We start from the raw sequence: 25,096 nt of genomic DNA, 5'->3' as shown, positions 1-25,096 counted from the left end.
GCATGACCTCCTGAGCGCCGGTTTCGCTCGGCCTTCTGAAGGGGCGTTCCGGTGCGCTCGGGTATTTCTCTGGAAGTCCAAAAGCCAGAGCGAATGCGTTTTGGCTTTTCGTAGGAGCGAGCTTGCTCGCGAACCCGGGGCTCGCGTTCCCGGGAATGACGGGAGGAGGTAAGCGTTCCGGGATGACTCCGAACTCCCCGCACGCTCCGAACAGCCCCCTCTCCCTTTGGGAGAGGGCTGGGGTGAGGGAGCGAAGCCAGGCTGGCGCACCTTCGCTGAACCACCACCTATCGCTTGAGTGAACAGCATTACGCCACGGCGGGGGTTTCCGTTATTCCTGGTCGTCGAGGAAGTGCAGCAGTTGGCGGCGCTGCTTCTTGCTCGGCCGGCCGTCGGTCTGCACGCCCAGGGCGCCGGCCTTGCGCATGGCCGCCGCGTCCTCGCGGCGCTTCACGCTCTCGGCGGTTTCCTCGTAGAGCAGCTGCGCCTCCGGCGCGCCGCGGCGCACGCCCGACAGCGCCTTGACCACCACGGTGCGCTCGTCGAACCCGGTGCGCAGCACGTACTCCTCGCCGACCTTCGGCTCCTTGCTCGGCTTGCAGCGCTCGCCCCGGCAATGCACCTTGCCACCCTCGATGGCCGCCTTGGCCAGGCCGCGGGTCTTGTAGAAACGCGCAGCCCACAGCCACTTGTCCAGGCGTACCCTGTCGTCGTCTTTCTCGCTCACGGCCTCATCCACACTTCTGCAACCTGGCCAGTCTACCCTCGGCCCGGCGTTCCCGGCAGGCCCCTGGCGGGCGCCGATGGCCCTGCTAGAATGCCGCAAAACCCTGGGATGGCTCCTTTTGAAGACATTCGACCACCTGTCAGTGATCGGCCTGCGCGAATGGATCGCCCTTCCCGACCTGGGCATCGTCGGCCTGCGCGCGAAGATCGACACCGGCGCCAGCACCTCCAGCCTGCACGCCAGCGACATCGCCACCTTCCAGCGTGACGGCCGCGACTGGGTGCGCTTCACCGCCCACCTGGGCACCCAGGTGCAGCGCCGCCACCGCTGCGAGGCGCCGCTGGTGACGATGAAGACCATCCGCAGCTCCAACGGCCAGGCCCAGACGCGCTACGTGATCCGCACCACCCTGGCCCTGGGCGACCGCGCCTGGGCGGTGGAATTCACCCTGGCCTGCCGCAAGACCATGCGCTACCGCGTGCTGCTGGGTTCCAAGGCCCTGGTCCAGGGCCAGTTGGTGGTCAACCCGGCGCTGACCTACGTCCAGGACAAACCCCTCATCATGGTTACCCCCGCCCTTTCAGGTGCCCAATGAAAATCGCCGTGCTGTCGCGCAACCCGCGCCTGTATTCCACCCGTCGGCTGGTGGAGGCCGGGCAACAACGCGGGCATGAAATGGTGGTGATAGACACCCTGCGTGCCTACATGAACATCGCCAGCCACAAGCCGCAGATCCACTATCGCGGCCAGCCGCTGGAAGGCTTCGATGCGGTGATCCCGCGCATCGGCGCCTCGGTCACCTTCTACGGCTGCGCGGTGCTGCGCCAGTTCGAGATGATGGGCGTGTTCCCGCTCAACGAGTCGGTGGCCATCGCCCGCTCCCGCGACAAGCTGCGCTCGCTGCAGTTGCTCTCGCGCAAGGGCATCGGCCTGCCGATCACCGGCTTCGCCCACTCCCCGGACGACGTGCCGGACCTGATCCAGATGGTCGGCGGCGCGCCCCTGGTGATCAAGCTGCTGGAGGGCACCCAGGGCGTCGGCGTGGTCCTGGCCGAGACGCAGAAGGCCGCAGAATCGGTGCTGGAGGCCTTCATGGGGCTGAAGCACAACATCATGGTGCAGGAGTACATAAAGGAAGCCGGCGGCGCCGACATCCGCTGCTTCGTGGTGGGCGACAAGGTGATCGCCTCGATGCGGCGCCAGGCCGCGCCCGGCGAGTTCCGCTCCAACCTGCACCGCGGCGGCAGCGCCAGCCTGATCAAGATCACCCCCGAGGAGCGCATGACGGCGATCCGCGCGGCGCGGATCATGGGCCTGAAGGTGGCCGGCGTGGACATCCTGCGCTCGCACCACGGCGCGCTGGTGATGGAGGTGAACTCCTCGCCGGGCCTGGAAGGCATCGAGACCACCACCAGCAAGGACATCGCCGGGGTGATCATCGAGTACCTGGAGAAGAATGCCGGGCCGCATATGGTGCGGACTAAAGGTAAAGGGTGAGGAGGCACGTACGCGACGCATGCGTCGCGCCGACGAACGACCGGCCATGGATGGCCGGGCTGGGGGTGCCGACGGGCACGATGCCCCGACAGGGATGTCTACGCAGGATCACCATGAAGCACATCAATCTCCCGCCCGCTCACGAATAACCCCATGCCCAAATCCCCCCGCTCCTCCGACCTGACCTGGTCGCCCTTCGAAGGCCGCGTCGCCCTGGTCGCCCCGGCCTCCTCCATCGCCGAGGAGGTCTTCGAGGCCACCCTGCGCCAGCTGGAGGTGCTGGGCATCGACTACCACCTGGGCGAGCACGCCGAAGCCCGCTACCGCTACCTGGCCGGCAGCGCCGAACAGCGCCTGGAGGACTTCCACCGGGCCTTCGAGCTGCCGGACGTGAGCGCCGTCTGGTGCCTGCGCGGCGGCTACGGCTGCGCCCAACTGGTGCCCGGGCTGGACTGGACGCGGCTGCGGGCGGCCTCGCCGCGGCCGCTGATCGGCTTCTCGGACATTTCCATCCTGCTCAGCGCCTTCCACCGCCACGGCCTGCCGGCGATCCACGGCCCGGTGGCCAGCGCCCTCGGCCTGCAGCCGCTGAGCGCGCCCAGCGAACAGCGCGAGCGGCTGGCCTCGCTGGCTTCGGTCAGCCGCTTGCTGGCTGGCGAGGACCGTCACCTGCCCTGTACTCACCTGAGCGGTCCGAAGAAGGTCGTGGAAGGCGAGTTGATCGGCGGCAACCTCACTGCCCTGGCCAGCACCGCAGGCACGGTAGCCGGGCTGTACGCGCCGGCCGGCGCCATCCTGGTGCTGGAGGATGTGGGCGAGCCTTACTACCGGCTGGAGCGCAGCCTTTGGCAGTTGCTCAACAGCATCGATGCGCAGAGCCTGGGCGCAGTGGTGCTGGGCACCTTTACCGATTGCCCGCGCAAGAATGTGGCGCATAGCCTGGAAAAGATTTTCGTGGAGTACCTGAGGCCGCTGGGGGTGCCGCTGTACCACGGGCTGCCGAGCGGGCATGGGGCGCAGAATCGGGCTTGGCCTTATGGGAAGGTGGGGCGGTTGGATACCAAGGGGTTGAGCTGGTAGTGCCGGCGTCAGGATCAACAGATCGCGGACGGTGCTTGCTCGAGACTCTGGAGCTGAATTCTAGAGCGCCCTCTCCCTAACCCTCTCCCTGAAGGGAGAGGGGACCGTTCGGAGCGCTTGGGTACTCCTAAGTCAGCCGGCAGCGCCAGCGGTTTCCGGCTGAAACCATCACCTCTCTCGGCACGGACTAGCCCCAAGCCCTACGTAGCAGCCACCCTGTAGGAGCGCGCCCTGCGCGCGAATCGCGGGCAGGGCCCGCTCCTACACCCGTCGGGGATACCGCCGCTCAGGAAGCCCCCCGCGGCAACATCAACCCCAGCGGCAAGCACACCCTGGCCTCCACTCCACCGCCCTCGCGGTTGCGCAGTTCCACGCTGCCGCCGTGCTGCGCGGCGATGCGCTTGACGATGGCCAGGCCCAGGCCGGTGCCCTTGCCGCCGCGGGCTTTGTCGCCGCGGATGAAGGGGTTGAAGATGCTGTCCAGCTCCTGCGGGTCGATGCCGGCGCCGCGGTCCAGCACGCTCAGCACCACGTAGGGCGCGCCGTCGCCGCCGGCCAGGTGGCTGGCCACCTCGACGTTGCCGCCGCCGTGGTTGAGGGCGTTGCCGATCAGGTTGCCGAGCAGGCGCTTCATCGATACCCGGCGCAGCGGGAACGGCGGCAGCGGCTGCAGGCTCAGGCGCACGTGCTCCTCGCCCTGGTTGTAGGGCGCCACCACCTCGCGGGTCAGTTCGTTGAGGTCGCCCGCCTCCACCGGCTCGTCGCGGCCGTCGCGGATGAAGGCGAGGAACTGGTCGAGGATCTGGTCCATGTCCTCGATATCGCGGACCATGTCCTCGACCATCTCGCGCTCGGTCTCGGGCATCAGTTCCAGGGACAGGCGCAGGCGCGTCAGCGGCGTGCGCAGGTCATGGGACACCCCGGCCAGCATCAGCTCGCGCTCGCGCGCCGCCTGTTCGACGTCGTCGGCCATCTGGTTGAAGGCGCGGTATACCTCGGCCATTTCGCTGGGGGTGTCCTGCCCCAGCGGCAGGCGCACGCTGCGGCCCTTGCCGAACTCCCGCGAGGCCACCACCAGGCGCTTGAGCGGCTGGCCGAGCAGGCGCACGAAGATCCAGGCCGCGGCGGTGGACAGCAGGCCGATGCCGAGGAACCAGCCGAGCACGCTCCAGATCTGCTGGCCACGCAGCGGGTGCGGGTAGAGCGGCACGCCCAGCCAGCCGTCGCCCAGGTTGGGCGCGTGGACCCAGAGCATGGACGGGTGGTGGATGCGCAGGCGCGTCTCGGTGTCCGGGCCCAGCTCGGTGCGCATCTGCCGCTGGAAGATGCCGCTGTAGGGCCAGTGCTGTTCTTCCGGCTGGCCGTTCTCGTGGGGCACCCAGGCCAGCCCGGCGGATTTGGCGATGGCCTCGCGCGAGCGCTCGTCGGCGGCCCAGTAGGCGCGCACGGTCAGTGCCGCGCCGTGGCTGTACTGGCGGTCGACCAGCATGTCCTCGTTCATCAGCAGGTAGACCAGCGTCAGCGCCTTGGAGAAGAGCACGACGATGAGCACCAGCCAGAGGGTGCGGGCGAAGAAGCTTTGCGGGAACCAGGGCGGGGTTTTCAAGATGAACTACCACAGAGCACGGAACGTAGGAGCGAGCTTGCTCGCGAACCCGCCCCATTGCGGAGTCGGTTCGCGAGCGGGCTCGCGCCTACAGGAGGATCATTTGCGGGCATTACCGTCCGGCACGAACACGTAGCCCACGCCCCACACCGTCTGGATGTAGCGCGGCTTGGACGGGTCGGGCTCGATCAGCCGGCGCAGGCGCGAGATCTGCACGTCGATGGAGCGCTCCAGGGCGTCCCACTCGCGGCCGCGGGCCAGGTTCATCAGCTTGTCGCGGGTCAGCGGCTCGCGGGCGTGCTGCACCAGCGCCTTGAGCACGGCGAACTCGCCGGTGGTGAGCATGTGCACCTCGCCGCCGCTCTTCTTCAGCTCGCGGGTGGCCAGGTACAGCTCGTAGTCGCCGAAGGTGACCACCTCGTCCTCGCCGGCCGGGGCGCCCGGCACCAGCGGCGCCTGGCGGCGCAGCACGGCCTTGATCCGCGCCAGCAGCTCGCGCGGGTTGAACGGCTTGGCCAGGTAGTCGTCGGCGCCCAGCTCCAGGCCCTGGATGCGGCTGGACTCGTCGCCCTTGGCGGTGAGCATGATGATCGGGATCTGGTTGTTCGCCTCGCGCAGGCGCTTGCACGCCGAGAGGCCGTCTTCGCCGGGCATCATCAGGTCGAGCACCACCAGCTGGAACAGCTCGCGGGCCAGCAGGCGGTCCATCTGCTCGGTGTTCTCCACGGCGCGCACGCGGTAGCCCTGCTCGTCGAGGAAGCGCTCCAGCAGGCGGCGCAGGCGGGCGTCGTCGTCGACGATGAGGATCTTTTCACCTTCGGGCAGGGTGGACGGGTTCGACATAGAAACTCCAGGTTCGGGTCAGGCCGGCAATTATCGCCCAGCCTCGGTTGGCCACGGATTGTCCATTGTTAGCAGATTTTTCCCCGACCGACCGCCCTCTCGCGCGATTTTGCCTGGGTATAATGCGGCGCTTTTGCGGCGGGGCGTTGTCATAGACGCCTGCCGGACGCCCGAGCGAGCCGGCCGGCGCTAGCGCCACACCCCGTATTCTCGTTGGTTTCACCAGGTGGATTCATGGACAGCATCAACACCCGTATCGCCGAAGAGCTCTCCGCACTGCCCTCCGGCCGTGTTCAACCGCAGCAGGTGGCCGCCGCCGTGGCCCTGCTCGATGAAGGCAGCACTGTCCCCTTCATCGCCCGTTACCGCAAAGAAGTGACCGGCAGCCTCGACGACACCCAGCTGCGCCTGCTGGAAGAGCGCCTGCGCTACCTGCGCGAGCTGGACGAGCGCCGCGCCAGCATCCTCGCCAGCATCGAGGAGCAGGGCAAGCTGACCCCCGAGCTGGCCCGCGAGATCAAGCTGGCCGACACCAAGACGCGCCTGGAAGACCTCTACCTGCCGTACAAGCAGAAGCGCCGCACCAAGGGCCAGATCGCCCTGGAAGCCGGCCTGGGCGAGCTGGCCGATGCGCTGTTCGCCGACCCGAACCTGGCCCCGGAGACCGAAGCCGCGCGCTTCGTCGACGCCGAGAAGGGCTTCGCCGACATCAAGGCCGTGCTCGAAGGCGCCAAGTACATCCTCATGGAGCGCTTCGCCGAGGACGCCACCCTGCTCGACCGCCTGCGCGTGTTCCTCAAGGACAACGCCACCCTCACCGCCCGCCTGGTGCCGGGCAAGGAAACCGAAGGCGCCAAGTTCAGCGACTACTTCGAGCACGACGAGCCCTTCAAGGGCGCGCCCTCGCACCGCGCCCTGGCGATCTTCCGCGGGCGCAACGAAGGCGTGCTGAGCGTGGCGCTGAAGGTCGGCGAGGAGCTGCCGGGCACCAGCCACCCGTGCGAAGTGATGATCGCCGAGCGCTTCGGCATCTCCAACCAGGGCCGCGCCGCCGACAAGTGGCTGGGCGAGGTGGTGCGCTGGACCTGGAAGGTCAAGCTCTACACACACCTGGAGACCGACCTGCTGGGCGAGCTGCGCGAAGGCGCCGACGCCGAGGCGATCAACGTCTTCGCCCGCAACCTGCACGACCTGCTGCTGGCCGCCCCGGCCGGCCCGCGCGCCACCCTGGGCCTGGACCCGGGCCTGCGCACCGGCGTCAAGGTTGCCGTGGTCGACGCCACCGGCAAGCTGCTGGACACCGCCACCGTCTACCCCCACGCGCCGAAGAACCAGTGGGACCAGACCATCGCCGTGCTCGCCGCGCTGTGCGCCAAGCACCAGGTGGAACTGATCGCCATCGGCAACGGCACCGCCAGCCGCGAGACCGACAAGCTGGCCGCCGAGCTGATCAGGAAATACCCGGCGCTCAAGTGCACCAAGATCATGGTCAGCGAGGCCGGCGCCTCGGTGTACTCGGCCTCCGAGCTCGCCGCCCGGGAATTCCCCGACCTCGACGTGTCGCTGCGCGGCGCCGTCTCCATCGCCCGCCGCCTGCAGGACCCGCTGGCCGAGCTGGTGAAGATCGAACCCAAGTCCATCGGCGTCGGCCAGTACCAGCACGACGTGTCCCAGCTGCAGCTGGCGCGCAGCCTGGACGCGGTGGTGGAAGACTGCGTAAACGCCGTGGGCGTGGACGTCAACACCGCCTCCGCCGCCCTGTTGGCGCGCATCTCCGGCCTCAACAGCACCCTGGCGCAGAACATCGTGGCGCACCGCGACGCCAACGGCGCGTTCAAGTCCCGCGACGACCTGAAGAAGGTCAGCCGCCTGGGCGAGAAGACCTTCGAGCAGGCCGCCGGCTTCCTCCGCGTGATGAACGGCGACAACCCGCTGGACGCCTCGGCTGTGCACCCGGAGACCTACCCGCTGGTGCAGCGCATCGCCGCCGACACCGGCCGCGACATCCGCTCGCTGATCGGCGACTCGGCCTTCCTCAAGCGCCTGGACCCGAAGAAGTTCACCGACGAGCAGTTCGGCCTGCCCACCGTCACCGACATCCTCAAGGAACTCGACAAGCCCGGCCGCGACCCGCGCCCGGAGTTCAAGACCGCCGAGTTCCAGGACGGCGTCGAAAGCCTCAAGGACCTCAAGCCGGGCATGGTGCTCGAAGGCGTGGTGACCAACGTCACCAACTTCGGCGCCTTCGTCGACATCGGCGTGCACCAGGACGGCCTGGTGCACATCTCGGCGCTGTCGGAGAAGTTCGTCAAGGACCCGTACGAAGTGGTCAAGGCCGGTGACATCGTCAAGGTCAAGGTCATGGAAGTGGACATCCCGCGCAACCGCGTCGGCCTGTCCATGCGCATGGGCGACACCCCCGGCGAGAAGGTCGAGGGCCCGCGCGGCGGCGGCCGCGGCAACGGTGGCCAGCGTGGCGAGCGCAGCGCCCCGCGGCAGCAGGAGAAGGCCCCGGCGAACAACGCCATGGCCGCGCTGTTCGCCAATGCCAAGCAACTGAAGAAGAAGTAGGGAAGCCCCATGAGCGAGATGCCCAGCCGCGACGTCATGATCAGCGCCTTCAGCGAGAACATCGGCCTTGAGCCGGTGCGCCTGGGCGATGGCGAGGCCGAAGTGAGCCTGAAGATGGCCGAGCACCTGCGCAACCGCGGCAACGTGATGCACGGCGGGGCGATCTTCTCGCTGATGGACGTGACCATGGGCCTGGCCTGCTCCAGCGCCCATGGCTTCGACCGCCAGAGCGTCACCCTGGAATGCAAGATCAACTACATCCGCGCCGTCGCCGAAGGCGAGGTGCGCTGCGTGGCCAGGGTCCTGCACGCCGGGCGCCGCACGCTGGTGGTGGAGGCCGACGTGCTCCAGGGCGACAAGCTGGTCGCCAAGGGACAAGGCACCTTCGCCCAGCTGTAAGCCCGAGCCCCTTTCCTGCTCTATCCTGACCATCGGCAGCCCGCGCACCACGTGGGCTCCGGTGAGTCGCAGCCCGCCAGGCGACAACGCCGGCCGCCCTCCCCCTTGTAGACCGCCCGGTCCACCCCCATAGTGGGGCGACTGCCGCGTGAAGGACATCAAATTGAGCGACCTACTCTCCCGCCGCCTGGCGCTGCTCGGCGACGCTGCCAACCTGCCCCTGCTCAGCCAGTGTCTGCACGGCATCGAGCGCGAGTGCCTGCGCGTCGACGGCAATGGCCGCCTGGCCCTGAGCCCGCACCCCAAGGCCCTGGGCTCGGCCCTGACCAACCCGCAGATCACCACCGACTACTCCGAGGCGCTGCTGGAGTTCATCACCCCCACCAGCACCGGCGTCGAGCAGACCCTGGCGTCCCTGGAGAGCATCCACCGCTTCGCCAGCCAGCGCCTGGACGGCGAGCTGCTGTGGAGCCCGTCGATGCCCTGCGAGCTGCCCGACGAAGAGAGCATCCCGATCGCGCGCTACGGCAGCTCCAACATCGGCCGCCTCAAGTACGTCTACCGCAAGGGCCTGGCGCTGCGCTACGGCAAGACCATGCAGTGCATCGCCGGCATCCACTACAACTTCTCGCTGCCCGAGGGGCTGTGGCAGCTGCTGCAGCGCCACGAGGACGGCGGCATGGCGCTGCGCGACTTCCAGTCGGCGCACTACATCGCCCTGATCCGCAACTTCCGCCGCTACAGCTGGCTGCTGATGTACCTGTTCGGCGCCTCGCCGGCGCTGGACGCCGGCTTCCTGCGCGGCCGCCCGCACCAGTTGCAGCAGTTCGACGAGCACACCCTGTACCTGCCCTGGGCCACCAGCCTGCGCATGAGCGACCTGGGCTACCAGAACAACGCCCAGGCCGGCCTGACGCCCTGCTACAACGACCTCGAAAGCTACGTCGAGAGCCTGCGCAGCGCGGTGGGCACGCCCTACCCGCCCTACCAGAAGATCGGCACCAAGCAGGACGGCGAGTGGGTGCAGCTGAACACCAACGTGCTGCAGATCGAGAACGAGTACTACTCCAGCATCCGCCCGAAACGCGTGACCTACAGCGGCGAGCGGCCGATCCAGGCCCTGGAGTCACGCGGCGTGCAGTACGTCGAGGCGCGCTGCCTGGACATCAACCCCTTCCTGCCGCTGGGCATCGACGCCGCCGAGGGCCGCTTCCTCGACGCCTTCCTGCTCTACTGCGCGTTGCAGGACAGCCCGCTGCTGGCCGACGGCGAGTGCGGCGCGGCCACCAGCAACTTCCTCAAGGTGGTCAAGGAAGGCCGCCGCCCGGGGCTGCACCTGCAGCGTGGCGGGCAGACCGTGCCGTTGCAGGTCTGGGCCAGCGAACTGCTGGAACGCATCGCGCCCATCGCCGAACTGCTCGACCGCGCCACCGGCGGCGACGCCCATGCGCAGAGCCTGGCGCAGCAGCGCGAGAAGGTGGCCGATCCGGAGCGCACGCCGTCCGCGCAGGTCCTGGCGGAAATGCGCGAGCGCGGCGAAAGCTTCACCGCCTTCGCCCTGCGCAAGAGCCGCGAACACGCGGAAACCCTCGCCCGACCGCTGCCGGCCATCGAGCAGGAAGCCTTCGAGGCCATGGCGAAGATCTCCCTGGCCGAACAAGAGGAACTGGAACGCCAGCCGGAAGGGGATTTCGACACCTTCGTGGCGGCCTACCAGGCGAGCATCCTCGGGGTGATCGGCGTTTAAGCCCCGTCGTAGGAGCGGACCTTGTCCGCGATAGCCGGATGCCCCGGCGCGATTCGCGGATAAGATCCGCGCCGCCCCGCCCACACCATTCCCCTGTAGGAGCGCGCCCTGCGCGCGATTCGCGGGCAGGGCCCGCTCCTACAGGTTGTGCCGGGAAGCACGGTATTCCTCCCCCGTAGCGGACCTTGCCCGCAATAGCCGGACATCCCGGCGCGATTCGCGGATAAGATCCGCTCCTACGCCGCCCCACCCGCACCACTCCCTGTAGGAGCGCGCCCTGCGCGCGATTCGCGGGCAGGGCCCGCTCCTACAGGTTGTGCCGGGAAGCACGGTATTCCTCCCCCGTAGGAGCGGACCTTGTCCGCGATAGCCGGACATCCCGGCGCGATTCGCGGATAAGATCCGCTCCTACGCCGCCCCGCCCACACCATTTCCCTGTAGGAGCGCGCCCTGCGCGCGATTCGCGGGCAGGGCGCGCCCTACAATGATTGGGCCTGGAGTAGGGCGGATAACCCCGTCCCGCAGGTGCCCTCACCTACCGAAGCGTTGAACTACAGGCTCTTCTCGAACACCTGCGAATTGCGCTGGTAGTTGTACAGCGACGCCCGCGCCGCCGGCAGGCGTTCGACGCTGCTGGGCTGGAAGCCGCGCTCGCGGAACCAGTGGGCAGTGCGGGTGGTGAGCACGTAGAGGGTCTTCACGCCCAGGGCCCGGGCGCGCTTCTCGATACGCTCCAGCAACTGGTCGCCGCGCCCGCCGTGGCGGTATTCCGGGTTCACCGCCAGGCAGGCCAGCTCGGCGGCGTCGGAATCGGCGATCGGGTACAGCGCCGCGCAGGCGATGATCAGGCCCTCGCGCTCGACGATGCTGAACTGCTCGATCTCGCGCTCCAGCACCTCGCGCGAACGGCGCACCAGGATGCCCTGCTCTTCCAGCGGGCGGATCAGCTCCAGCAGGCCGCCGACGTCCTCGATGCCCGCCTCGCGCAGTTGCTCGAACTGCTCCTGGGCCACCAGGGTGCCGTTGCCGGTGCGGGTGAACAGCTCGCTGAGCAACGCGCCGTCCTCGGTGTAGCTGACGATGTGGCTGCGCCGCACCCCGGCGCGGCAGGCCTGGGCGGCGGCGTCGAGCAGTTCGGCCTGGTAGCTGTTGCCCAGGCGCTGCAGGTGCGCCGGCACCTGTTGCGGGCGCAGTTCGCGGACCAGCTTGCCGTCCTCGTCGAGCAGGCCGCGCTCGCCGCCGAACAGGATCAGCTTGTCGGCGTCCAGCTCGATGGCCGCGCGCATGGCCACGTCCTCGCAGGCGAGGTTGAAGATTTCCCCGGTGGGCGAGTAGCCCAGGGGCGAGAGCAGCACGATGGAGCGCTCGTCGAGCAGGCGGCCGATGCCCTTGCGGTCGATGCGCCGCACCTCGCCGGTGTGGTGGTAGTCGATGCCCTCGACCACCCCGATCGGCCGCGCCGTGACCAGGTTGCCCGAGGCCACGCGCAGGCGCGCGCCCTGCATGGGCGAGGCGGCCATGTCCATGGACAGCCGCGCCTCGATGGCGATGCGCAGGCTGCCCACGGCGTCGATCACACATTCCAGGGTGGGCGCGTCGGTCACCCGCAGGTCGCGGTGGAAGCGCGGCGCCAGGCCGCGCTGGGCCAGGCGCGCCTCGATCTGCGGGCGCGAGCCGTGGACCAGCACCAGGCGCACGCCCAGGCTGTGCAGCAGCACCAGGTCGTGGACGATGTTGCCGAAGTTCGGGTCTTCCACGCCCTCGCCGGGCAGCATGACCACGAAGGTGCAGTCCCGGTGGGCGTTGATGTAGGGAGAAGCGTGACGTAACCAGGTGACGTAGTCTTGCATTGTCCAGGTGGCCTGTGAGCGGGCGATGAAGGGTTGTCGAGTGCGAATGGCCGCAGGGGCGGCGGGAGCGGCGGTTATCGTCGTCGCATGCACATCGACGGGTTTCTCCTCTTCAGGGCGGTTACAGGCAGTAATGCTGGATCAAGCCGCGCAGCAGTTCCACGGTCGGCGGGATGCGAGCGAGTTCCAGATGTTCGTCCGGCTGATGGGCGCAGGCGATGTCGCCGGGGCCCAGGACCAGGGTCTGGCAACCAAGCTGCTGAAGATACGGTGCTTCGGTGCCAAAGGCTACCGCTTCCGCCGAATGCCCGCTGAGGCGCTCGGCCAGGCGCACCAGCTCGCTGTCCGCGGCCTGCTCGAAGGGCGGTACGGCGGGGAACAGCGGCTGGTAGTCCAGGCGCACCGCAAAGCGCTCGGCCAGGGGCGCCAGGCGCTCGCCGATGGCCCGGCGCAGGGCCTGCGGGTCCATGCCCGGCAGCGGCCGCAGGTCGAACTCCAGGGCGCACTGGCCGCAGATGCGGTTGGGGTTGTCGCCGCCATGGATGCAGCCCAGGTTCAGCGTCGGCTGCGGCACGCCGAACTGCGGGTTGTCGAATTCCTTCTGCCACTGCGCGCGCAGCGCCAGCAGCTCGCCGATGGCCGCGTGCATGGCCTCCAGGGCGCTGTGGCCGAGGCTCGGGTCGGAGGAGTGGCCGCTCTGCCCGAGGATGTCGATGCGCTCCATCATCACCCCCTTGTGCAGGCGGATCGGCCGCAGCCCGGTGGGCTCGCCGATCACCGCGGCGCGCCCCAGCGGCCGGCCGGCCTCGGCCAGGGCGCGGGCGCCGGCCATGGAGCTTTCCTCGTCGCAGGTGGCGAGGATCAGCAGCGGCTGGCGCAGGGGCTTGTCCAGCAGCGGCAACAGCGCCTCGATGGCGATGGCGAAGAAGCCCTTCATGTCGCAGCTGCCCAGGCCATACCAGCGGCCATCGCGCTCGTCCAGGCGCAGCGGGTCGCTTTTCCACAGCGACTCGTCGTAGGGCACGGTGTCGGTGTGCCCGGCCAGCACCAGGCCGCCGGGGCCGCTGCCCAGGCTCGCCAGCAGGTTGAACTTGCCCGGGGCGATCTCCTGCAGTTCGCAGGCGAAGCCCAGGTCGCCCAGCCAGTTGGCCAGCAGCTCCACCACCGGGCGGTTGGACTGGTCCAGGGCGGGCTGGGTACAGCTCACCGACGGCAGGGCGAGCAACTGGGCGAAACGGTCTTTCAGGCTCGGCAGGGGCATGGGCGTCTCCGGAAGCGTTGTACCCATCATGGCCCAGGATGGCGTGCAATTGAACCGCCGCTGTCGCGTGGAACAGCGGCGCGGCGACGCGGTCCTGTACACTAGCGGGCTTCGACGAACGCTCCCGCGCCAAGCCCTGCGGGCCCGTCTACCCTTTTCCTTCCCGGACTCCGCCATGCAGAAAGAAACCGAAATCAAGCTGCGCGCCAGCCGCCAGACCCTCGAGGCGCTGCGCGACCACCCGCTGCTGAAGAAGCGCAACAAGTCCGGCTGGCAGCAGAGCGAGCTGTACAACCAGTACTACGACACCCCCGGCCGCGACCTGGCCCGGGCCAAGGTGGCGCTGCGCCTGCGCCGCGACGGCGAGCAGTACATCCAGACGCTGAAGAGCCGCGGCCACAGCGTCGCCGGGCTGTCCGAGCGCAACGAGTGGGACTGGTACCTGGACAAGCCCGAGCTGGACCTGGGCAAGCTCGACGACTCCTGCTGGCCGGCGGCCCTGGCCGACCTCGACAAGCAGCAGCTGCAGCCGATCTTCAGCACCGACTTCACCCGCCAGCGCGCCGAGATCGCCTGGGGCCGCGGCAAGTCCAAGGTGGCGATCGAAGCCGCCCTCGACCTGGGCAAGGTCGTCGCCGACCAGCAGGAAGAGGAAATCTGCGAGCTGGAGCTGGAACTGCGCCAGGGCGAACCCGCAGCGCTGCTGGAACTGGCCGCCGAGCTGGCTGCCGACCTGCCGCTGATGCCCTGCGACATCAGCAAGGCCGAGCGCGGCTACCGGCTGTTCGACCCGGCCAGCTACACGGTGCACCCGGACACCCAGAAGCTGCTGGCGGAAACCCCGCTGGACGGCGCCTTCGCCGCCATCGCCTGGTCGCTGCTGGGCAGCAGCCAGCGCCTGGCCGAGCAGTACCGCTTCAACGGCCACTGGCGCCTGCTGCAGGAGTGGCTGCAGCAGCTGGTGGACCTGCGCGCCCTGCTCGGCAGCCTCGGCCAGGCCGCGCCGCGCGCCAGCAGCCGCGAGCTGCGCGCCGCGCTGGACGCGCTGATCGGCGACTGGCGGCCGCGCATCGAACAGGGCGAAGACGACGAGGCCGCGCGCCAGCAGGCGCCGGAAGCCTTCCGCGCCGAACTCGGCCAAACGCGCTGGGGCCTGTTCTCCCTGCAAGCCTCGCGCTGGCTGCTGGCCCGCGCCTGGCAGGAAGGCCGCAACGAGCGCGGCAACCGCCAGGGCGCCGCGGCCCTGGGCAAATGGCTGCCGCGCCTGCTCGCCGAGGAGGCCGAAGGCCTGCCCCTGGCCCGCGCCCAGCAGCAGCCGGAACTGCTCGCCGAACAACTGCCGCGCCTGCAACGCCTGCTGGTGTGGCTGCGTCTGGCCCGCGGCGTGCTCGACCTGCCCGAGGCCGACCGCCTCTACGGCGAGCTGGCCAAGCTGGAACAGGCCCTGCACCGGCGCGACAGCGCGGACCTGGATGCCCTCGCCGCCCAGGCCCATACTGTGCTGACCCTCAAGCCTTGGAAGGCGCTTTTGAAATAAGCTGGGGAACCCGACGGCGCGGGCCGGACTCAGACCAGCTCCACCCGCAGCCGTCCGCGGCACACACGAACGCAGGGAGTCCGAATGTCCGTCTTCGCTTCGCCCGCCCAGGATCGCTGGCTTGACCTGGCCGATATCCTCCACGAGCTGGTCGCCCAGGGCCGCGTCGCGCAGAGCGACGCCGAGCAGTGCCTGGCGATCCGCCGCAGCGCGGTGAAGAACCAGCAGCACCCCCTGGAATTCCTCGCCGCCCAGCAGGTGCCGGACCAGCACCGCCCCGGCCGCCACCTGGACCTAGACGCCCTGGTGCACTGGCTGGCCGAGTATTCCGGCCAGCCCTACCTGCGCATCGACCCGCTGAAGATCGACGTCGCCGCGGTCACCCCGCTGATGTCCTACGCCTTCGCCCAGCGCCACAGGATTCTCGCCGTGGCGGTGGCGCCGGACAGCGTCACCATCGCCAGCGCCCAGCCCTTCGTGCACAGCTGGGAAGGCAACCTGACCCACGTGCTCAAGCGCCCGATCAAGCGCGTGGTGTGCAACCCGCAGGACATCCAGCGCTTCACCACCGAGTTCTACCGCCTGGCCAAGTCGGTCAGCGGCGCCTCCGCCCAGGACATGAAGACCAGCGGCGTGGGCAACTTCGAGCAACTGCTCAACCTGGGCGCCAGCGACCAGGAGCCGGACGCCAACGACGCGCACATCGTCACCATCGTCGACTGGCTGTTCCAGTACGCCTTCCAGCAGCGCGCCAGCGACATCCACATCGAGCCGCGGCGCGAGCAGGGCACGGTGCGCTTCCGCATCGACGGCGTGCTGCACAACGTCTACCAGTTCCCGCCGCAGGTCACCATGGCGGTGGTCAGCCGCCTGAAGTCCCTCGGCCGCATGAACGTCGCCGAGAAGCGCAAGCCCCAGGACGGCCGGGTGAAGACCAAGACCCCGGACGGTGCCGAGGTGGAACTGCGCCTGTCGACCCTGCCCACCGCCTTCGGCGAGAAGATGGTGATGCGGATCTTCGACCCCGAGGTGCTGCTCAAGAGCTTCGACCAGCTGGGCTTCTCCCCCGAGGACCTGCGCCGCTGGCAGAGCATGACCAACCAGCCCAACGGCATCATCCTGGTCACCGGCCCCACCGGCTCGGGCAAGACCACCACCCTCTACACCACGCTCAAGCAGTTGGCCACGGACGAGGTGAACGTCTGCACCATCGAGGACCCGATCGAGATGATCGAGCCCTCGTTCAACCAGATGCAGGTGCAGCACAACATCGACCTGACCTTCGCCAGCGGCGTGCGCGCCCTGCTGCGGCAGGACCCGGACATCATCATGGTCGGCGAGATCCGCGACCTGGAGACCGCCGAGATGGCCATCCAGGCGGCGCTGACCGGGCACCTGGTGCTCTCCACCCTGCACACCAACGACTCGCCCACGGCCATCACCCGCCTGCTGGAACTGGGCGTGCCCTACTACCTGATCCGCGCCACTGTGCTCGGCGTCATGGCCCAGCGCCTGGTGCGCACCCTGTGCCCGCACTGCAAGGCGCCGCTGGAGCTGGAGGAGAGCGACTGGCAGGAGCTGACGCGGCCCTGGAACGCCCCGCTGCCCACCGGCGCGCAGCAGGCGGTGGGCTGCCTGGAATGCCGCGACACCGGCTACCGCGGCCGCGCCGGGGTATACGAGATCATGCTGCTGACCGACAGCCTGAAGGAACAGATCACCGCCGACACCGACCTCATCCCGCTGCGCCGCCAGGCCTTCAAGGAAGGCATGCGCAGCCTGCGCCTGTCCGGCGCACAGAAGGTCGCCGCGGGCCTGACCACCATCGAGGAAGTGCTGCGGGTGACGCCGCAGAGCGAGCAGAAATAGGAAATCTCCGAGCCCGACAGGGCTCGCGGGATGACACGGGAAAGGGTTAGCTTTTCCCGCCGCCCCGCTCCTTTGGGAGCCGGGCGCCACGGAAGTCCCAATCGACCAAGGAGTGCAGCAAATGGAAACCGGCAGTGTCCTGATCCTCTTCGTCATCCTCGCGGTGGCGATCGTGTTCATGGGCTTCAAGGTGGTGCCCCAGGGCAACGAGTGGACGGTGGAGCGCTTCGGCCGCTACACCGGCACCCTCAAGCCGGGGCTGAACATCATCGTCCCGGTGATGGACCGCATCGGGCAGAAGATCAACATGATGGAGCGGGTGCTGGACATCCCCCCGCAGGAGGCCATCAGCGCCGACAACGCCATCGTGCAGATCGACGCGGTGTGCTTCTACCAGGTAGTCGACGCGGCGCGCGCGGCCTACGAGGTCAGCGGCCTGGAGAACGCCATCCGCAACCTGGTGATGACCAACATCCGCACCGTGCTCGGCTCCATGGAGCTGGACCACATGCTCAGCCAGCGCGACGCGATCAACGAGCGCCTGCTGCGCACCGTCGACGAGGCCACCGCGCCCTGGGGCCTGAAGGTCACCCGCATCGAGATCAAGGACATCAGCCCGCCGGCCGACCTGGTGGAAGCCATGGCCAGCCAGATGAAGGCCGAGCGCCTCAAGCGCGCGCAGATCCTCGATGCCGAGGGCAAGCGCGCCGCGGAAATCCTCACCGCCGAGGGCGAGAAGCAGGCGCAGATCCTCAAGGCCGAGGGCCAGCGCCAGGCCGCCTTCCTCGAAGCCGAGGCCCGCGAGCGCCAGGCCGAAGCCGAGGCGCGGGCGACCCAGGTGGTCTCCGAGGCCATCGCCAGCGGCAACGTGCAGGCGGTGAACTACTTCGTCGCGCAGAAATACGTCGACGCCCTCGGCCAGCTGGCCGCCTCGAACAACAGCAAGATAGTGCTGATGCCGCTGGAGGCCAGCCAGGTGATAGGCGCGGTGGGCGGCATCGGCGAGATCGTCAAAGCCACCTTCGGCGACGGGGCGCCCGGCGCCAAGGGCCGGGGCTGAGCCATGTGGGGCTATCTGCAACACCTGAGCTTCTGGGACTGGCTGGCCTTCGGCACCCTGCTGCTGATCCTCGAGGTGTTCGGCGCCGGCGGCTACCTGCTGTGGATCGGCATCGCCGCCGCGGCCACCGGGGTGCTCGCCTTCTTCGCCCCGGCCCTGGCCTGGACCTGGCAGTTCCTCGCCTTCGGCATCCTGGCGCTGCTCACCGTGGTGTTCTGGTGGCGCTACCAGCACCGCCCGGGCGCCGGCGAAGCCGCCAGCGGCCTGAACCGCCGCGGCAGCGAGCTGGTCGGACGGCAGTTCGCCCTGCACGACGCCATCATCGGCGGCCGCGGCAAGATCCGCGTCGGCGACAGCCTGTGGCTGGTCAGCGGCCCCGACCTGCCGGCCGGCGCCCAGGTGAAGGTCACCGGGCAGGATGGCGCGGTGCTGCTGGTCGAGCCGGCCTGAGGTAACGCGGCAGGTTGGCCCGGCGTTTCGGCCGACCCCGAAGCGCGCGCCAAACGGCGGATAACCTCATAGGTGTCTGCGCCCCGGCGACGGTGGGCAAGGCCCCGGGCAAGGCCTAAGATGGGCGCCTCTATCCCATGGAACGGATGTCCCCCGACGATGCTGCGCCTGCTCAAAGACGAGAAATTCCTCCTCCTCGCCCTGCTCCTGGCGGTGCTGGTCTACCCCCTGGAACACAGCCTGCTCGAAGGCGGCAAGGCCCTGGCCGGGGTGGCCGCCACTGTCCTGCTGGCCTCGATCATCAGCGTCTCGCTGCGCGTGGCGCACCATGCCGAGATTCTTGCGGAGAAAGTCGGCGAGCCCTACGGCACCATGATCCTGACCCTCGCCGCGGTGCTGGTGGAGGTGGTCATCCTGGCCATCATGATGGGCCACAACCACTCCCCCACCCTGGCCCGCGACACCATCTACGCCGCGGTGATGCTGGACATGAACGGCATCCTCGGCCTGGCCGCGCTGCTCGGCGGCCTGAAGCACGGCGAGCAGTCGTACAACGACGACTCGGGCAAGACCTACGTGACCATGATCCTCACCGCGGTGGGCATCTCCATGGTGGTCCCGGAGCTGATCCCGGCGGCGCAGTGGAAGCTCTACTCGCTGTTCACCATCGGCTGCATGGTCATGCTCTACGGCCTGTTCCTGCGCATGCAGACCGGCCAGCACAGCTACTTCTTCGCCTACAACTACGCGGTGCACGGCGAGCAGCAGCACGGCCACGAGGCCCACGGCAGCACGCGCCAGTCCATGGCCCTGCTGGTGGCCGGGGTGGTGCTGATCGGCGCACTGGCCGAGGTCATGTCCAAGGCCCTGGACGTCAGCCTGGAAGGCAGCGGCGTGCCGCCGATCGTCCCGGCGCTGCTGGTGGCGGCCATCTCCGCCAGCCCGGAAATTCTCACCGCGCTGCGCGCCGCGCTGGCCAACCGCATGCAGCCGGTGGTCAACATCGCCTTGGGCGCCTCGCTGTCCACGGTGATCCTCACCGTGCCGGTGATCGAGGCCCTGGCGCTGTTCAAGGGCCAGCCGATCCAGATGGCCATGACGCCGCTGCAGACCGGCATGATGTTCATCACCCTGATAGTGGCGGGCTTCAACCTGCACGACGGCAAGACCAACGCCATCGAGGGCATGACTCACTTCGTGCTCTTCGCCACCTTCCTGATGCTGTCGTTCATGGGATTGTGACCATGCTGAAGATCTACCTCGCCGGCCCCGACGTGTTCCGCCCCGACGCCGCCGGGCACGGCGCGCAGCTCAAGGCACTGTGCGCGGAATACGGGTTCGAGGGGCTGTTCCCGCTGGACGTCCAGGTACCGGCGGAAATCAGCGAGCCGCACCAGCAGGCGATCTGGATCTACCGCGCCAACCTGCGCCTGATCGCCGAGGCCGACTGCGTGCTGGCCAACCTGGCATCGTTCCGCGGTAGCGAGCCGGACAGCGGCACCTGCTTCGAGGTCGGCTACGCCGCGGCCCTGGGCAAGCCGTTGTACGGCTACCTGCCGGACGCCGGCAGCTACGTCGAGCGCATGCGCCGCAAGTACCCGGAATGGCTCGGCCAGCAGCCCGGCCGCGACCGCGACGGCAACGTCCTGGAAGCCTTCGGCCTGCCGCTGAACCTGATGCTGGCGGTGCCCACCCAGATCGTCTCCGGCGGCCCGCGCGAAGCCCTGGAGCTGCTGCGCCAGGATCTGCAGCCGGCGGAGTAGCGCGCGCGCTGCGCGCGATTCGCGGGCAGGGCCCGCTCCTACGCGACTGCGCCGAGGCGCTTTTTCGTAGGATGGCGTTGAGCGAAGCGATACCCATCACCGTGACCGCATGGGTTTCGCAAGCTCAACCCATCCTACGAAAAGCCGTGCATCCTGGAACCGTAGGAGCGGACTCCGTCCGCGATCGGCCGGGCCCGTGCGCGGCAATCGCGGATGAATCCGCGCCTACAAAAGCCGAGCGGCTCAGACCTTCTTCACGAACTCCGACTTCAGCTTCATGGCGCCGATGCCGTCGATCTTGCAGTCGATGTCGTGGTCGCCGTCCACCAGGCGGATGTTCTTCACCTTGGTGCCGACCTTGACCACCAGGGACGAGCCCTTGACCTTCAGGTCCTTGATCACGCTGACGGTGTCGCCGTCCTGCAGCACGTTGCCGACGGCGTCCTTGATCACCTTGGCATCGCCCTCACCTTCGACGGCGGCATCGGCCGACCATTCATGGGCGCATTCCGGGCAGACCAGCAGCGCGCCGTCCTCGTAGGTGTATTCGGAATTGCATTTGGGGCAGGGTGGCAGGCTCATGGTCTCTATCACTGACAGTGGGAAAAGACCGTGCATTATATAAGGATTTGCCCGCCTCAGGGGTGCAATTGCTGCAGGTAGGCCGCCAGCGCCTCGATATCCCCGGCCTGCAGTTGCGACGCCACCGCCAGCATGGTCGAGCCGGCGCGGCGCGGATCCTTGTCGCGGTAGGCCTCCAGCGTCCGCTGCAGGTAGGTCGCCGGCTGCCCGGCGATACGCGGCACGCCCTGCTGGCCGAGCCCCTGCGGGCCATGGCAGGCCACGCAGACCTGCCCGAACAGCGCCTCGCCCCTGGCGCGCAGCGCATCGTCCACCGCGCCCTGGCGCGGCAGCACCTGCTGCTGGCTGTAGTACACGGCGATGTTCACCCGCTCGTCGAGGCTCAGCATCCGGGCCGCCTGGTTCATCACGAAGTCGCTGCGCTGCCCGCTGGCGTAGCGCTCGAAGGCAGTGAACAGATAGCCCGGGGCCTGCGCGGCCAGGTTCGGGATGTAGTCGCGCCGGCTGTTGCCGTCGTCGCCGTGGCAGTTGCGACACAGCACGATGCGCTCGTGGCCGGCGGCATAGGCCTGCTCGCGCTTGGCGGGGTCGGCCATGATGGCGTCGAAGCGCGCCTGGGCGGCCTCGTCGCCCAGGGCGGTACAACTGACGGTCAACAGCAGAGCAATCGCGAAACGCATCGCCTCCTCCCCGGAACTCGGCCTGCGGCCTGCCGTTTATAGGCGTGCGCGCGGCGAAGGGCCTGGATGCAGGTCAATGAAGCGGCGAGCCGGCCGCGCCGGAAGGTGATGGCTTTCGCAAAGGCAAAAAAAAGGGGGAGCATCGTGCTCCCCCGGGGACTGAACCTTGAGACCCGTCTGTCCGTCGGTCAGCCTTCAATCTCGATCAGCACCTCGCCCGGGTTGACGCGGTCACCCTTGGCTACGTGGATCGCCTTGACGGTGCCGGCGATGGGCGCCTGCACCTCGGTTTCCATCTTCATGGCTTCGGTGATCAGCACGGCCTGGCCGGCCTTCACGCTGTCGCCTTCCTTCACCAGCACGTCGACGATGTTGCCCGGCATGGTGGTGCTGACGTCGCCCGGCGCGCTGGCGTGCTTGCGCTTGTTGCCGCCGCCACCGATGAACTCGTTGAGCGGCTCGAACACCACTTCCTCGGGCATGCCGTCGATGGACAGGTAGAAGTGGCGCTTGCCGTCGGTCTTCACGCCGACGCCGGTGATGTCCACGCGGTAGCTCTCGCCGTGCACGTCGACCACGAACTCGGTCGGCACGCCTTCGCCGCCGGCCGCGGCCACGCCGTTGCCGGTGGGGATCGGCAGCAGTTCCTCGGGCTTCAGCGCGCCGGCCTCGCGTTCCTCGAGGAACTTGCGGCCGATGTCCGGGAACATGGCGTAGGTCAGCACGTCCTCTTCGGACTTGGCCAGCGCGCCGATCTCGCCGCGCAGCTTGTCCAGCTCGGGCTTGATCAGGTCGGCCGGGCGCACGTCGATGACTTCCTCGTTGCCGATGGCCTGGCGCCGCAGTTGCTCGTTGATCTGCCCCGGGGCCTTGCCGTAGCGGCCCTGCAGGTACAGCTTCACCTCGTTGGTGATGGTCTTGTAGCGCTCGCCGGCCAGCACGTTGAAGAACGCCTGGGTGCCGACGATCTGCGAGGTCGGGGTGACCAGGGGCGGGAAGCCCAGGTCCTCGCGCACCCGCGGGATCTCTTCGAGCACTTCCGCCATGCGGTTGAGGGCGCCCTGCTCCTTCAACTGGTTGGCCAGGTTGGAGATCATGCCGCCGGGCACCTGGTTGACCTGCACGCGGGTGTCCACGCCGGTGAATTCGCTTTCGAACTGGTGGTACTTCTTGCGTACGGCGTGGAAGTACATGCCGACTTCCTGGATCAGCTCCAGGTCCAGGCCGGTGTCGTAGGGGGTGTTGCGCAGCGCCGCGACCATCGACTCGGTGCCCGGGTGGCTGGTGCCCCAGGCCATGCTGGAGATGGCGGTGTCGATGCGGTCGGCGCCGTTCTCCACGGCCTTGAGCTGGCACATGCTGGCCACGCCGGCGGTGTCGTGGGAGTGCACCACCACTTCCAGGGGCAGGGCGTCCTTCAGGGCCTTGACCAGGTCGCCGGTGGCGTAGGGGGTCAGCAGGCCGGCCATGTCCTTGATGGCGATGGAGTCCACGCCCATGGCCGCCATGGCCTTGGCCTGGGCGACGAAGGCGTCGATGGTGTGCACCGGGCTGGTGGTGTAGCAGATGGTGCCCTGGGCGTGCTTGCCGGCGGCCTTCACCGCCTCGATGGAGACGCGCAGGTTACGCACGTCGTTCATCGCGTCGAAGATGCGGAACACGTCGATGCCGTTGACCGCGGCCTTGGCCACGAAGGCGCGCACCACGTCGTCGCTGTAGTGGCGGTAGCCCAGCAGGTTCTGCCCGCGCAGGAGCATCTGCAGGCGGGTGTTGGGCAGCGCGGCCTTGAGCTTGCGCAGGCGCTCCCACGGGTCTTCCTTGAGGAAGCGCACGCAGGCGTCGAAGGTGGCGCCGCCCCAGACTTCCAGCGACCAGTAGCCGACCTTGTCGAGCTTGTCGCAGATCGGCAGCATGTCCTCGGTGCGCATGCGGGTGGCCAGCAGCGACTGGTGCGCATCGCGCAGGATGGTATCGGTAACGGAAATTTTCTTGCTCATGTTCTGAATCCTTCCCCTACAGGCCAGCGTGGGCGGCAATGGCGGTAGCGATGGCGATGGCCAGGTGCGACGGGTTGCGCTTGATCGAGTACTGGGTCAGCTCCGGGTGGCTTTCGACGAAGCTGGTGTTGAACTGGGCGCTGCGGAACTCCGGGTTCTTGAGGATTTCCTGGTAGTAGGGCGCGGTGGTCTTCACGCCTTGCACGCGCATGTCGTCCAGGGCGCGCAGGCCGCGGTCCAGGGCCTCTTCCCAGGTCAGCGCCCAGACGATCAGCTTCAGGCACATGGAGTCGTAGTACGGCGGAATGGTGTAGCCGGTGTAGATCGCCGTATCGGTGCGCACGCCGGGGCCGCCGGGCGCGTAGTAGCGGGTGATCTTGCCGAACGAGGGCAGGAAGTTGTTCTTCGGGTCCTCGGCGTTGATGCGGAACTGCAGGGCATAGCCGCGGTGCTGGATGTCTTCCTGCTTGACCGAGAGCGGCAGGCCGGAGGCCACTCGGATCTGCTCGCGGACGATGTCGATGCCGGTGATTTCCTCGGTGATGGTGTGCTCCACCTGCACCCGGGTGTTCATCTCCATGAAGTACACCTCGCCATCGGCGAGCAGGAACTCCACGGTGCCGGCGTTCTCGTAGCCCACGGCCTTGGCCGCGCGCACCGCCAGGTCGCCGATGTAGGCGCGCTGCTCGGGGGTCAGCTGCGGGCTGGGGGCGATCTCGATGAGCTTCTGGTTGCGGCGCTGGATCGAGCAGTCGCGCTCGAACAGGTGCACGGTGTTGCCGAAGGAGTCGGCGAGGATCTGCGCCTCGATGTGCTTCGGGTTGACGATGCACTTCTCGAGGAAGACTTCCGCGCTGCCGAAGGCCTTGGTGGCCTCGGAGATGACGCGGGGGAAGTTCTGCTCCAGCTCCTCGCAGCTGTTGCAGCGGCGGATGCCGCGGCCGCCGCCGCCGGAGGTGGCCTTGAGCATCACCGGGTAGCCGATGCGCTCGGCCTCGGACAGCGCCTCGGCGAGGTCGGCGACGTTGCCTTCGGTGCCCGGGGTGCAGGGCACGTCGGCGGCGATCATGCTGCGCCGCGCCTCGGTCTTGTCGCCCATGCGGCGGATCACTTCCGCCGACGGGCCGATGAACTTGATCCCGCGCTCGGCGCAGATTTCCGCAAGCTCGGCGTTCTCGGAGAGGAAACCGTAGCCCGGGTGCAGGGCGTCGCAGCCGGTTTCCACCGCCAGGTTCACCAGGGCGCGCGGGTTGAGGTAGCCGGCCAGCGGGTCGGCGCCGATGCTGTGCGCCTCGTCGGCGCGCTTCACGTGCAGGGCGTGGCGATCGGCGTCGGAGTAGACGGCCACCGAACGGATGCCCATCTCGGCGCAGGCACGCACGATGCGGACAGCGATCTCCCCACGGTTGGCGATCAGGATTTTCTTGATCACTTGCGGTTTCCCTCGACCGGGGCTCGTGGACCCGGCACTTGAACCAATCGGCAATCCGCCGCGGAGCGATCCGCGGCGGTTCGGCGCAATGCCGGAGCAGGGTTCCGGCGTTTTTTTACCCTACGCGGGATCGAGGATTACCCAA

Annotated in this window: 21 protein-coding genes; 12 read left to right on the top strand and 9 right to left on the bottom strand. The window is 68.4% G+C overall.

Going from position 1 to position 25,096, the window contains the following annotated elements:
- Positions 1-331: 331 nt before the first annotated feature.
- On the bottom strand, positions 332-727 hold the full coding sequence (gene hslR, locus RN02_RS12020) for a ribosome-associated heat shock protein Hsp15 (RefSeq protein WP_009614968.1): 396 nt from the start codon (positions 725-727) through the stop codon (positions 332-334).
- A 118-nt stretch (positions 728-845) separates the two neighbouring features.
- Here hslR and rimB point away from each other — a divergent pair, with 118 nt between their 5' ends.
- The 3 genes from rimB (at position 846) to RN02_RS12005 (ending at position 3,304) form a co-directional block, all read left to right on the top strand.
- On the top strand, positions 846-1,322 hold the full coding sequence (rimB, locus tag RN02_RS12015) for a retropepsin-like aspartic endopeptidase RimB (protein ID WP_024128818.1): 477 nt from the start codon (positions 846-848) through the stop codon (positions 1,320-1,322).
- Positions 1,319-2,224 carry a 30S ribosomal protein S6--L-glutamate ligase gene (gene rimK, locus RN02_RS12010; RefSeq protein ID WP_043314705.1) on the top strand — a complete coding sequence of 302 codons (906 nt, stop codon included), beginning with the start codon at positions 1,319-1,321 and terminating at the stop codon, positions 2,222-2,224. Before rimB ends, rimK begins: the two co-directional genes overlap by 4 nt.
- Positions 2,225-2,377: 153 nt before the next feature.
- Positions 2,378-3,304, top strand: a complete 927-nt coding sequence (locus tag RN02_RS12005) for a S66 peptidase family protein (RefSeq protein WP_043314704.1) — start codon at positions 2,378-2,380, stop codon at positions 3,302-3,304.
- A gap of 286 nt (positions 3,305-3,590) precedes the next feature.
- Here RN02_RS12005 and RN02_RS12000 read toward each other — a convergent pair whose 3' ends face one another.
- Together RN02_RS12000 and ompR are read right to left on the bottom strand one after the other, a co-directional pair.
- Entirely contained in the window at positions 3,591-4,910 is a 1,320-nt protein-coding gene (locus RN02_RS12000; RefSeq protein ID WP_009614958.1) for an ATP-binding protein, read from the bottom strand.
- Positions 4,911-5,009: 99 nt separating this feature from the next.
- Entirely contained in the window at positions 5,010-5,753 is a 744-nt protein-coding gene (gene ompR / locus RN02_RS11995) for an osmolarity response regulator transcription factor OmpR (protein WP_009614957.1), read from the bottom strand.
- 234 nt (positions 5,754-5,987) lie between these two features.
- Between ompR and RN02_RS11990 the strand changes: the two genes are divergently transcribed.
- The 3 genes from RN02_RS11990 (at position 5,988) to gshA (ending at position 10,470) form a co-directional block, all read left to right on the top strand.
- A complete protein-coding gene (locus RN02_RS11990; protein WP_043314703.1) occupies positions 5,988-8,324 on the top strand; it encodes a Tex family protein in 2,337 nt (778 codons plus the stop codon).
- Between the two features lie 9 nt (positions 8,325-8,333).
- Positions 8,334-8,723, top strand: coding sequence for a PaaI family thioesterase (locus tag RN02_RS11985; protein WP_052267712.1), 390 nt, complete (start codon positions 8,334-8,336; stop codon positions 8,721-8,723).
- 163 nt (positions 8,724-8,886) lie between these two features.
- Entirely contained in the window at positions 8,887-10,470 is a 1,584-nt protein-coding gene (gene gshA / locus RN02_RS11980; RefSeq protein ID WP_043314702.1) for a glutamate--cysteine ligase, read from the top strand.
- A gap of 551 nt (positions 10,471-11,021) precedes the next feature.
- On the opposite strand, the gene argA is transcribed toward gshA, so the two are convergent.
- Together argA and argE are read right to left on the bottom strand one after the other, a co-directional pair.
- On the bottom strand, positions 11,022-12,320 hold the full coding sequence (gene argA / locus RN02_RS11975; protein ID WP_043314701.1) for an amino-acid N-acetyltransferase: 1,299 nt from the start codon (positions 12,318-12,320) through the stop codon (positions 11,022-11,024).
- Positions 12,321-12,441: 121 nt separating this feature from the next.
- Positions 12,442-13,581, bottom strand: coding sequence for an acetylornithine deacetylase (argE, locus tag RN02_RS11970; RefSeq protein ID WP_043314700.1), 1,140 nt, complete (start codon positions 13,579-13,581; stop codon positions 12,442-12,444).
- A 175-nt stretch (positions 13,582-13,756) separates the two neighbouring features.
- Between argE and RN02_RS11965 the strand changes: the two genes are divergently transcribed.
- The 6 genes from RN02_RS11965 to RN02_RS11940 all read left to right on the top strand — a co-directional run bounded on the left by RN02_RS11965 (position 13,757) and on the right by RN02_RS11940 (position 20,260).
- Complete coding sequence (locus RN02_RS11965) at positions 13,757-15,118, top strand: CYTH domain-containing protein (RefSeq protein ID WP_043314699.1); 1,362 nt, start codon at positions 13,757-13,759, stop codon at positions 15,116-15,118.
- Between the two features lie 84 nt (positions 15,119-15,202).
- Positions 15,203-16,987: a GspE/PulE family protein gene (locus RN02_RS11960; RefSeq protein ID WP_043314698.1), complete on the top strand. Its 1,785-nt coding sequence runs from the start codon at positions 15,203-15,205 to the stop codon at positions 16,985-16,987.
- A gap of 121 nt (positions 16,988-17,108) precedes the next feature.
- The gene (locus tag RN02_RS11955) at positions 17,109-18,047 is read left to right on the top strand and encodes an SPFH domain-containing protein (protein WP_009614942.1); all 939 of its coding nucleotides are present in this window, start codon (positions 17,109-17,111) and stop codon (positions 18,045-18,047) included.
- A gap of 3 nt (positions 18,048-18,050) precedes the next feature.
- Positions 18,051-18,497, top strand: coding sequence for an NfeD family protein (locus tag RN02_RS11950; protein ID WP_043269779.1), 447 nt, complete (start codon positions 18,051-18,053; stop codon positions 18,495-18,497).
- A gap of 159 nt (positions 18,498-18,656) precedes the next feature.
- Complete coding sequence (locus RN02_RS11945; RefSeq protein ID WP_009614938.1) at positions 18,657-19,739, top strand: calcium:proton antiporter; 1,083 nt, start codon at positions 18,657-18,659, stop codon at positions 19,737-19,739.
- A 2-nt stretch (positions 19,740-19,741) separates the two neighbouring features.
- A complete protein-coding gene (locus RN02_RS11940; protein WP_043314697.1) occupies positions 19,742-20,260 on the top strand; it encodes a nucleoside 2-deoxyribosyltransferase in 519 nt (172 codons plus the stop codon).
- 243 nt (positions 20,261-20,503) lie between these two features.
- Here the strand turns inward: RN02_RS11940 and RN02_RS11935 are convergent, their stop codons facing one another.
- The 4 genes from RN02_RS11935 to RN02_RS11920 form a co-directional block, all read right to left on the bottom strand.
- Entirely contained in the window at positions 20,504-20,842 is a 339-nt protein-coding gene (locus RN02_RS11935) for a zinc ribbon domain-containing protein YjdM (protein WP_009614934.1), read from the bottom strand.
- 56 nt (positions 20,843-20,898) lie between these two features.
- Positions 20,899-21,522: a c-type cytochrome gene (locus RN02_RS11930; protein ID WP_009614932.1), complete on the bottom strand. Its 624-nt coding sequence runs from the start codon at positions 21,520-21,522 to the stop codon at positions 20,899-20,901.
- A gap of 188 nt (positions 21,523-21,710) precedes the next feature.
- The gene (gene oadA, locus RN02_RS11925) at positions 21,711-23,519 is read right to left on the bottom strand and encodes a sodium-extruding oxaloacetate decarboxylase subunit alpha (protein WP_009614930.1); all 1,809 of its coding nucleotides are present in this window, start codon (positions 23,517-23,519) and stop codon (positions 21,711-21,713) included.
- 16 nt (positions 23,520-23,535) lie between these two features.
- Positions 23,536-24,951 (bottom strand): acetyl-CoA carboxylase biotin carboxylase subunit, encoded by a 1,416-nt coding sequence (locus RN02_RS11920; RefSeq protein ID WP_043314696.1) that lies wholly within the window; start codon positions 24,949-24,951, stop codon positions 23,536-23,538.
- Between the last annotated feature and the right edge of the window lie 145 nt (positions 24,952-25,096).

Source organism: Pseudomonas sp. PI1 (genome assembly GCF_000812405.1).
In the GTDB taxonomy this organism is placed as follows: domain Bacteria; phylum Pseudomonadota; class Gammaproteobacteria; order Pseudomonadales; family Pseudomonadaceae; genus Pseudomonas; species Pseudomonas citronellolis.
This window is presented reverse-complemented; position numbering and strand designations above follow the sequence as displayed.

Bases quoted from the DNA above. Each gene is read 5' to 3' on its own strand.
- argA (WP_043314701.1), bottom strand. From the start codon at position 12,320: ATGCAAGACTACGTCACCTGGTTACGTCACGCTTCTCCCTACATCAAC.
- RN02_RS11985 (WP_052267712.1), top strand. From the start codon at position 8,334: ATGAGCGAGATGCCCAGCCGCGACGTCATGATCAGCGCCTTCAGCGAG.
- ompR (WP_009614957.1), bottom strand. From the start codon at position 5,753: ATGTCGAACCCGTCCACCCTGCCCGAAGGTGAAAAGATCCTCATCGTC.
- argE (WP_043314700.1), bottom strand. From the start codon at position 13,581: ATGCCCCTGCCGAGCCTGAAAGACCGTTTCGCCCAGTTGCTCGCCCTG.
- RN02_RS11935 (WP_009614934.1), bottom strand. From the start codon at position 20,842: ATGAGCCTGCCACCCTGCCCCAAATGCAATTCCGAATACACCTACGAG.
- rimK (WP_043314705.1), top strand. From the start codon at position 1,319: ATGAAAATCGCCGTGCTGTCGCGCAACCCGCGCCTGTATTCCACCCGT.
- RN02_RS11945 (WP_009614938.1), top strand. From the start codon at position 18,657: ATGCTGCGCCTGCTCAAAGACGAGAAATTCCTCCTCCTCGCCCTGCTC.
- RN02_RS11965 (WP_043314699.1), top strand. From the start codon at position 13,757: ATGCAGAAAGAAACCGAAATCAAGCTGCGCGCCAGCCGCCAGACCCTC.
- RN02_RS11960 (WP_043314698.1), top strand. From the start codon at position 15,203: ATGTCCGTCTTCGCTTCGCCCGCCCAGGATCGCTGGCTTGACCTGGCC.
- RN02_RS11990 (WP_043314703.1), top strand. From the start codon at position 5,988: ATGGACAGCATCAACACCCGTATCGCCGAAGAGCTCTCCGCACTGCCC.
- RN02_RS11950 (WP_043269779.1), top strand. From the start codon at position 18,051: ATGTGGGGCTATCTGCAACACCTGAGCTTCTGGGACTGGCTGGCCTTC.
- RN02_RS11930 (WP_009614932.1), bottom strand. From the start codon at position 21,522: ATGCGTTTCGCGATTGCTCTGCTGTTGACCGTCAGTTGTACCGCCCTG.
- RN02_RS12005 (WP_043314704.1), top strand. From the start codon at position 2,378: ATGCCCAAATCCCCCCGCTCCTCCGACCTGACCTGGTCGCCCTTCGAA.
- RN02_RS11940 (WP_043314697.1), top strand. From the start codon at position 19,742: ATGCTGAAGATCTACCTCGCCGGCCCCGACGTGTTCCGCCCCGACGCC.
- oadA (WP_009614930.1), bottom strand. From the start codon at position 23,519: ATGAGCAAGAAAATTTCCGTTACCGATACCATCCTGCGCGATGCGCAC.
- RN02_RS11955 (WP_009614942.1), top strand. From the start codon at position 17,109: ATGGAAACCGGCAGTGTCCTGATCCTCTTCGTCATCCTCGCGGTGGCG.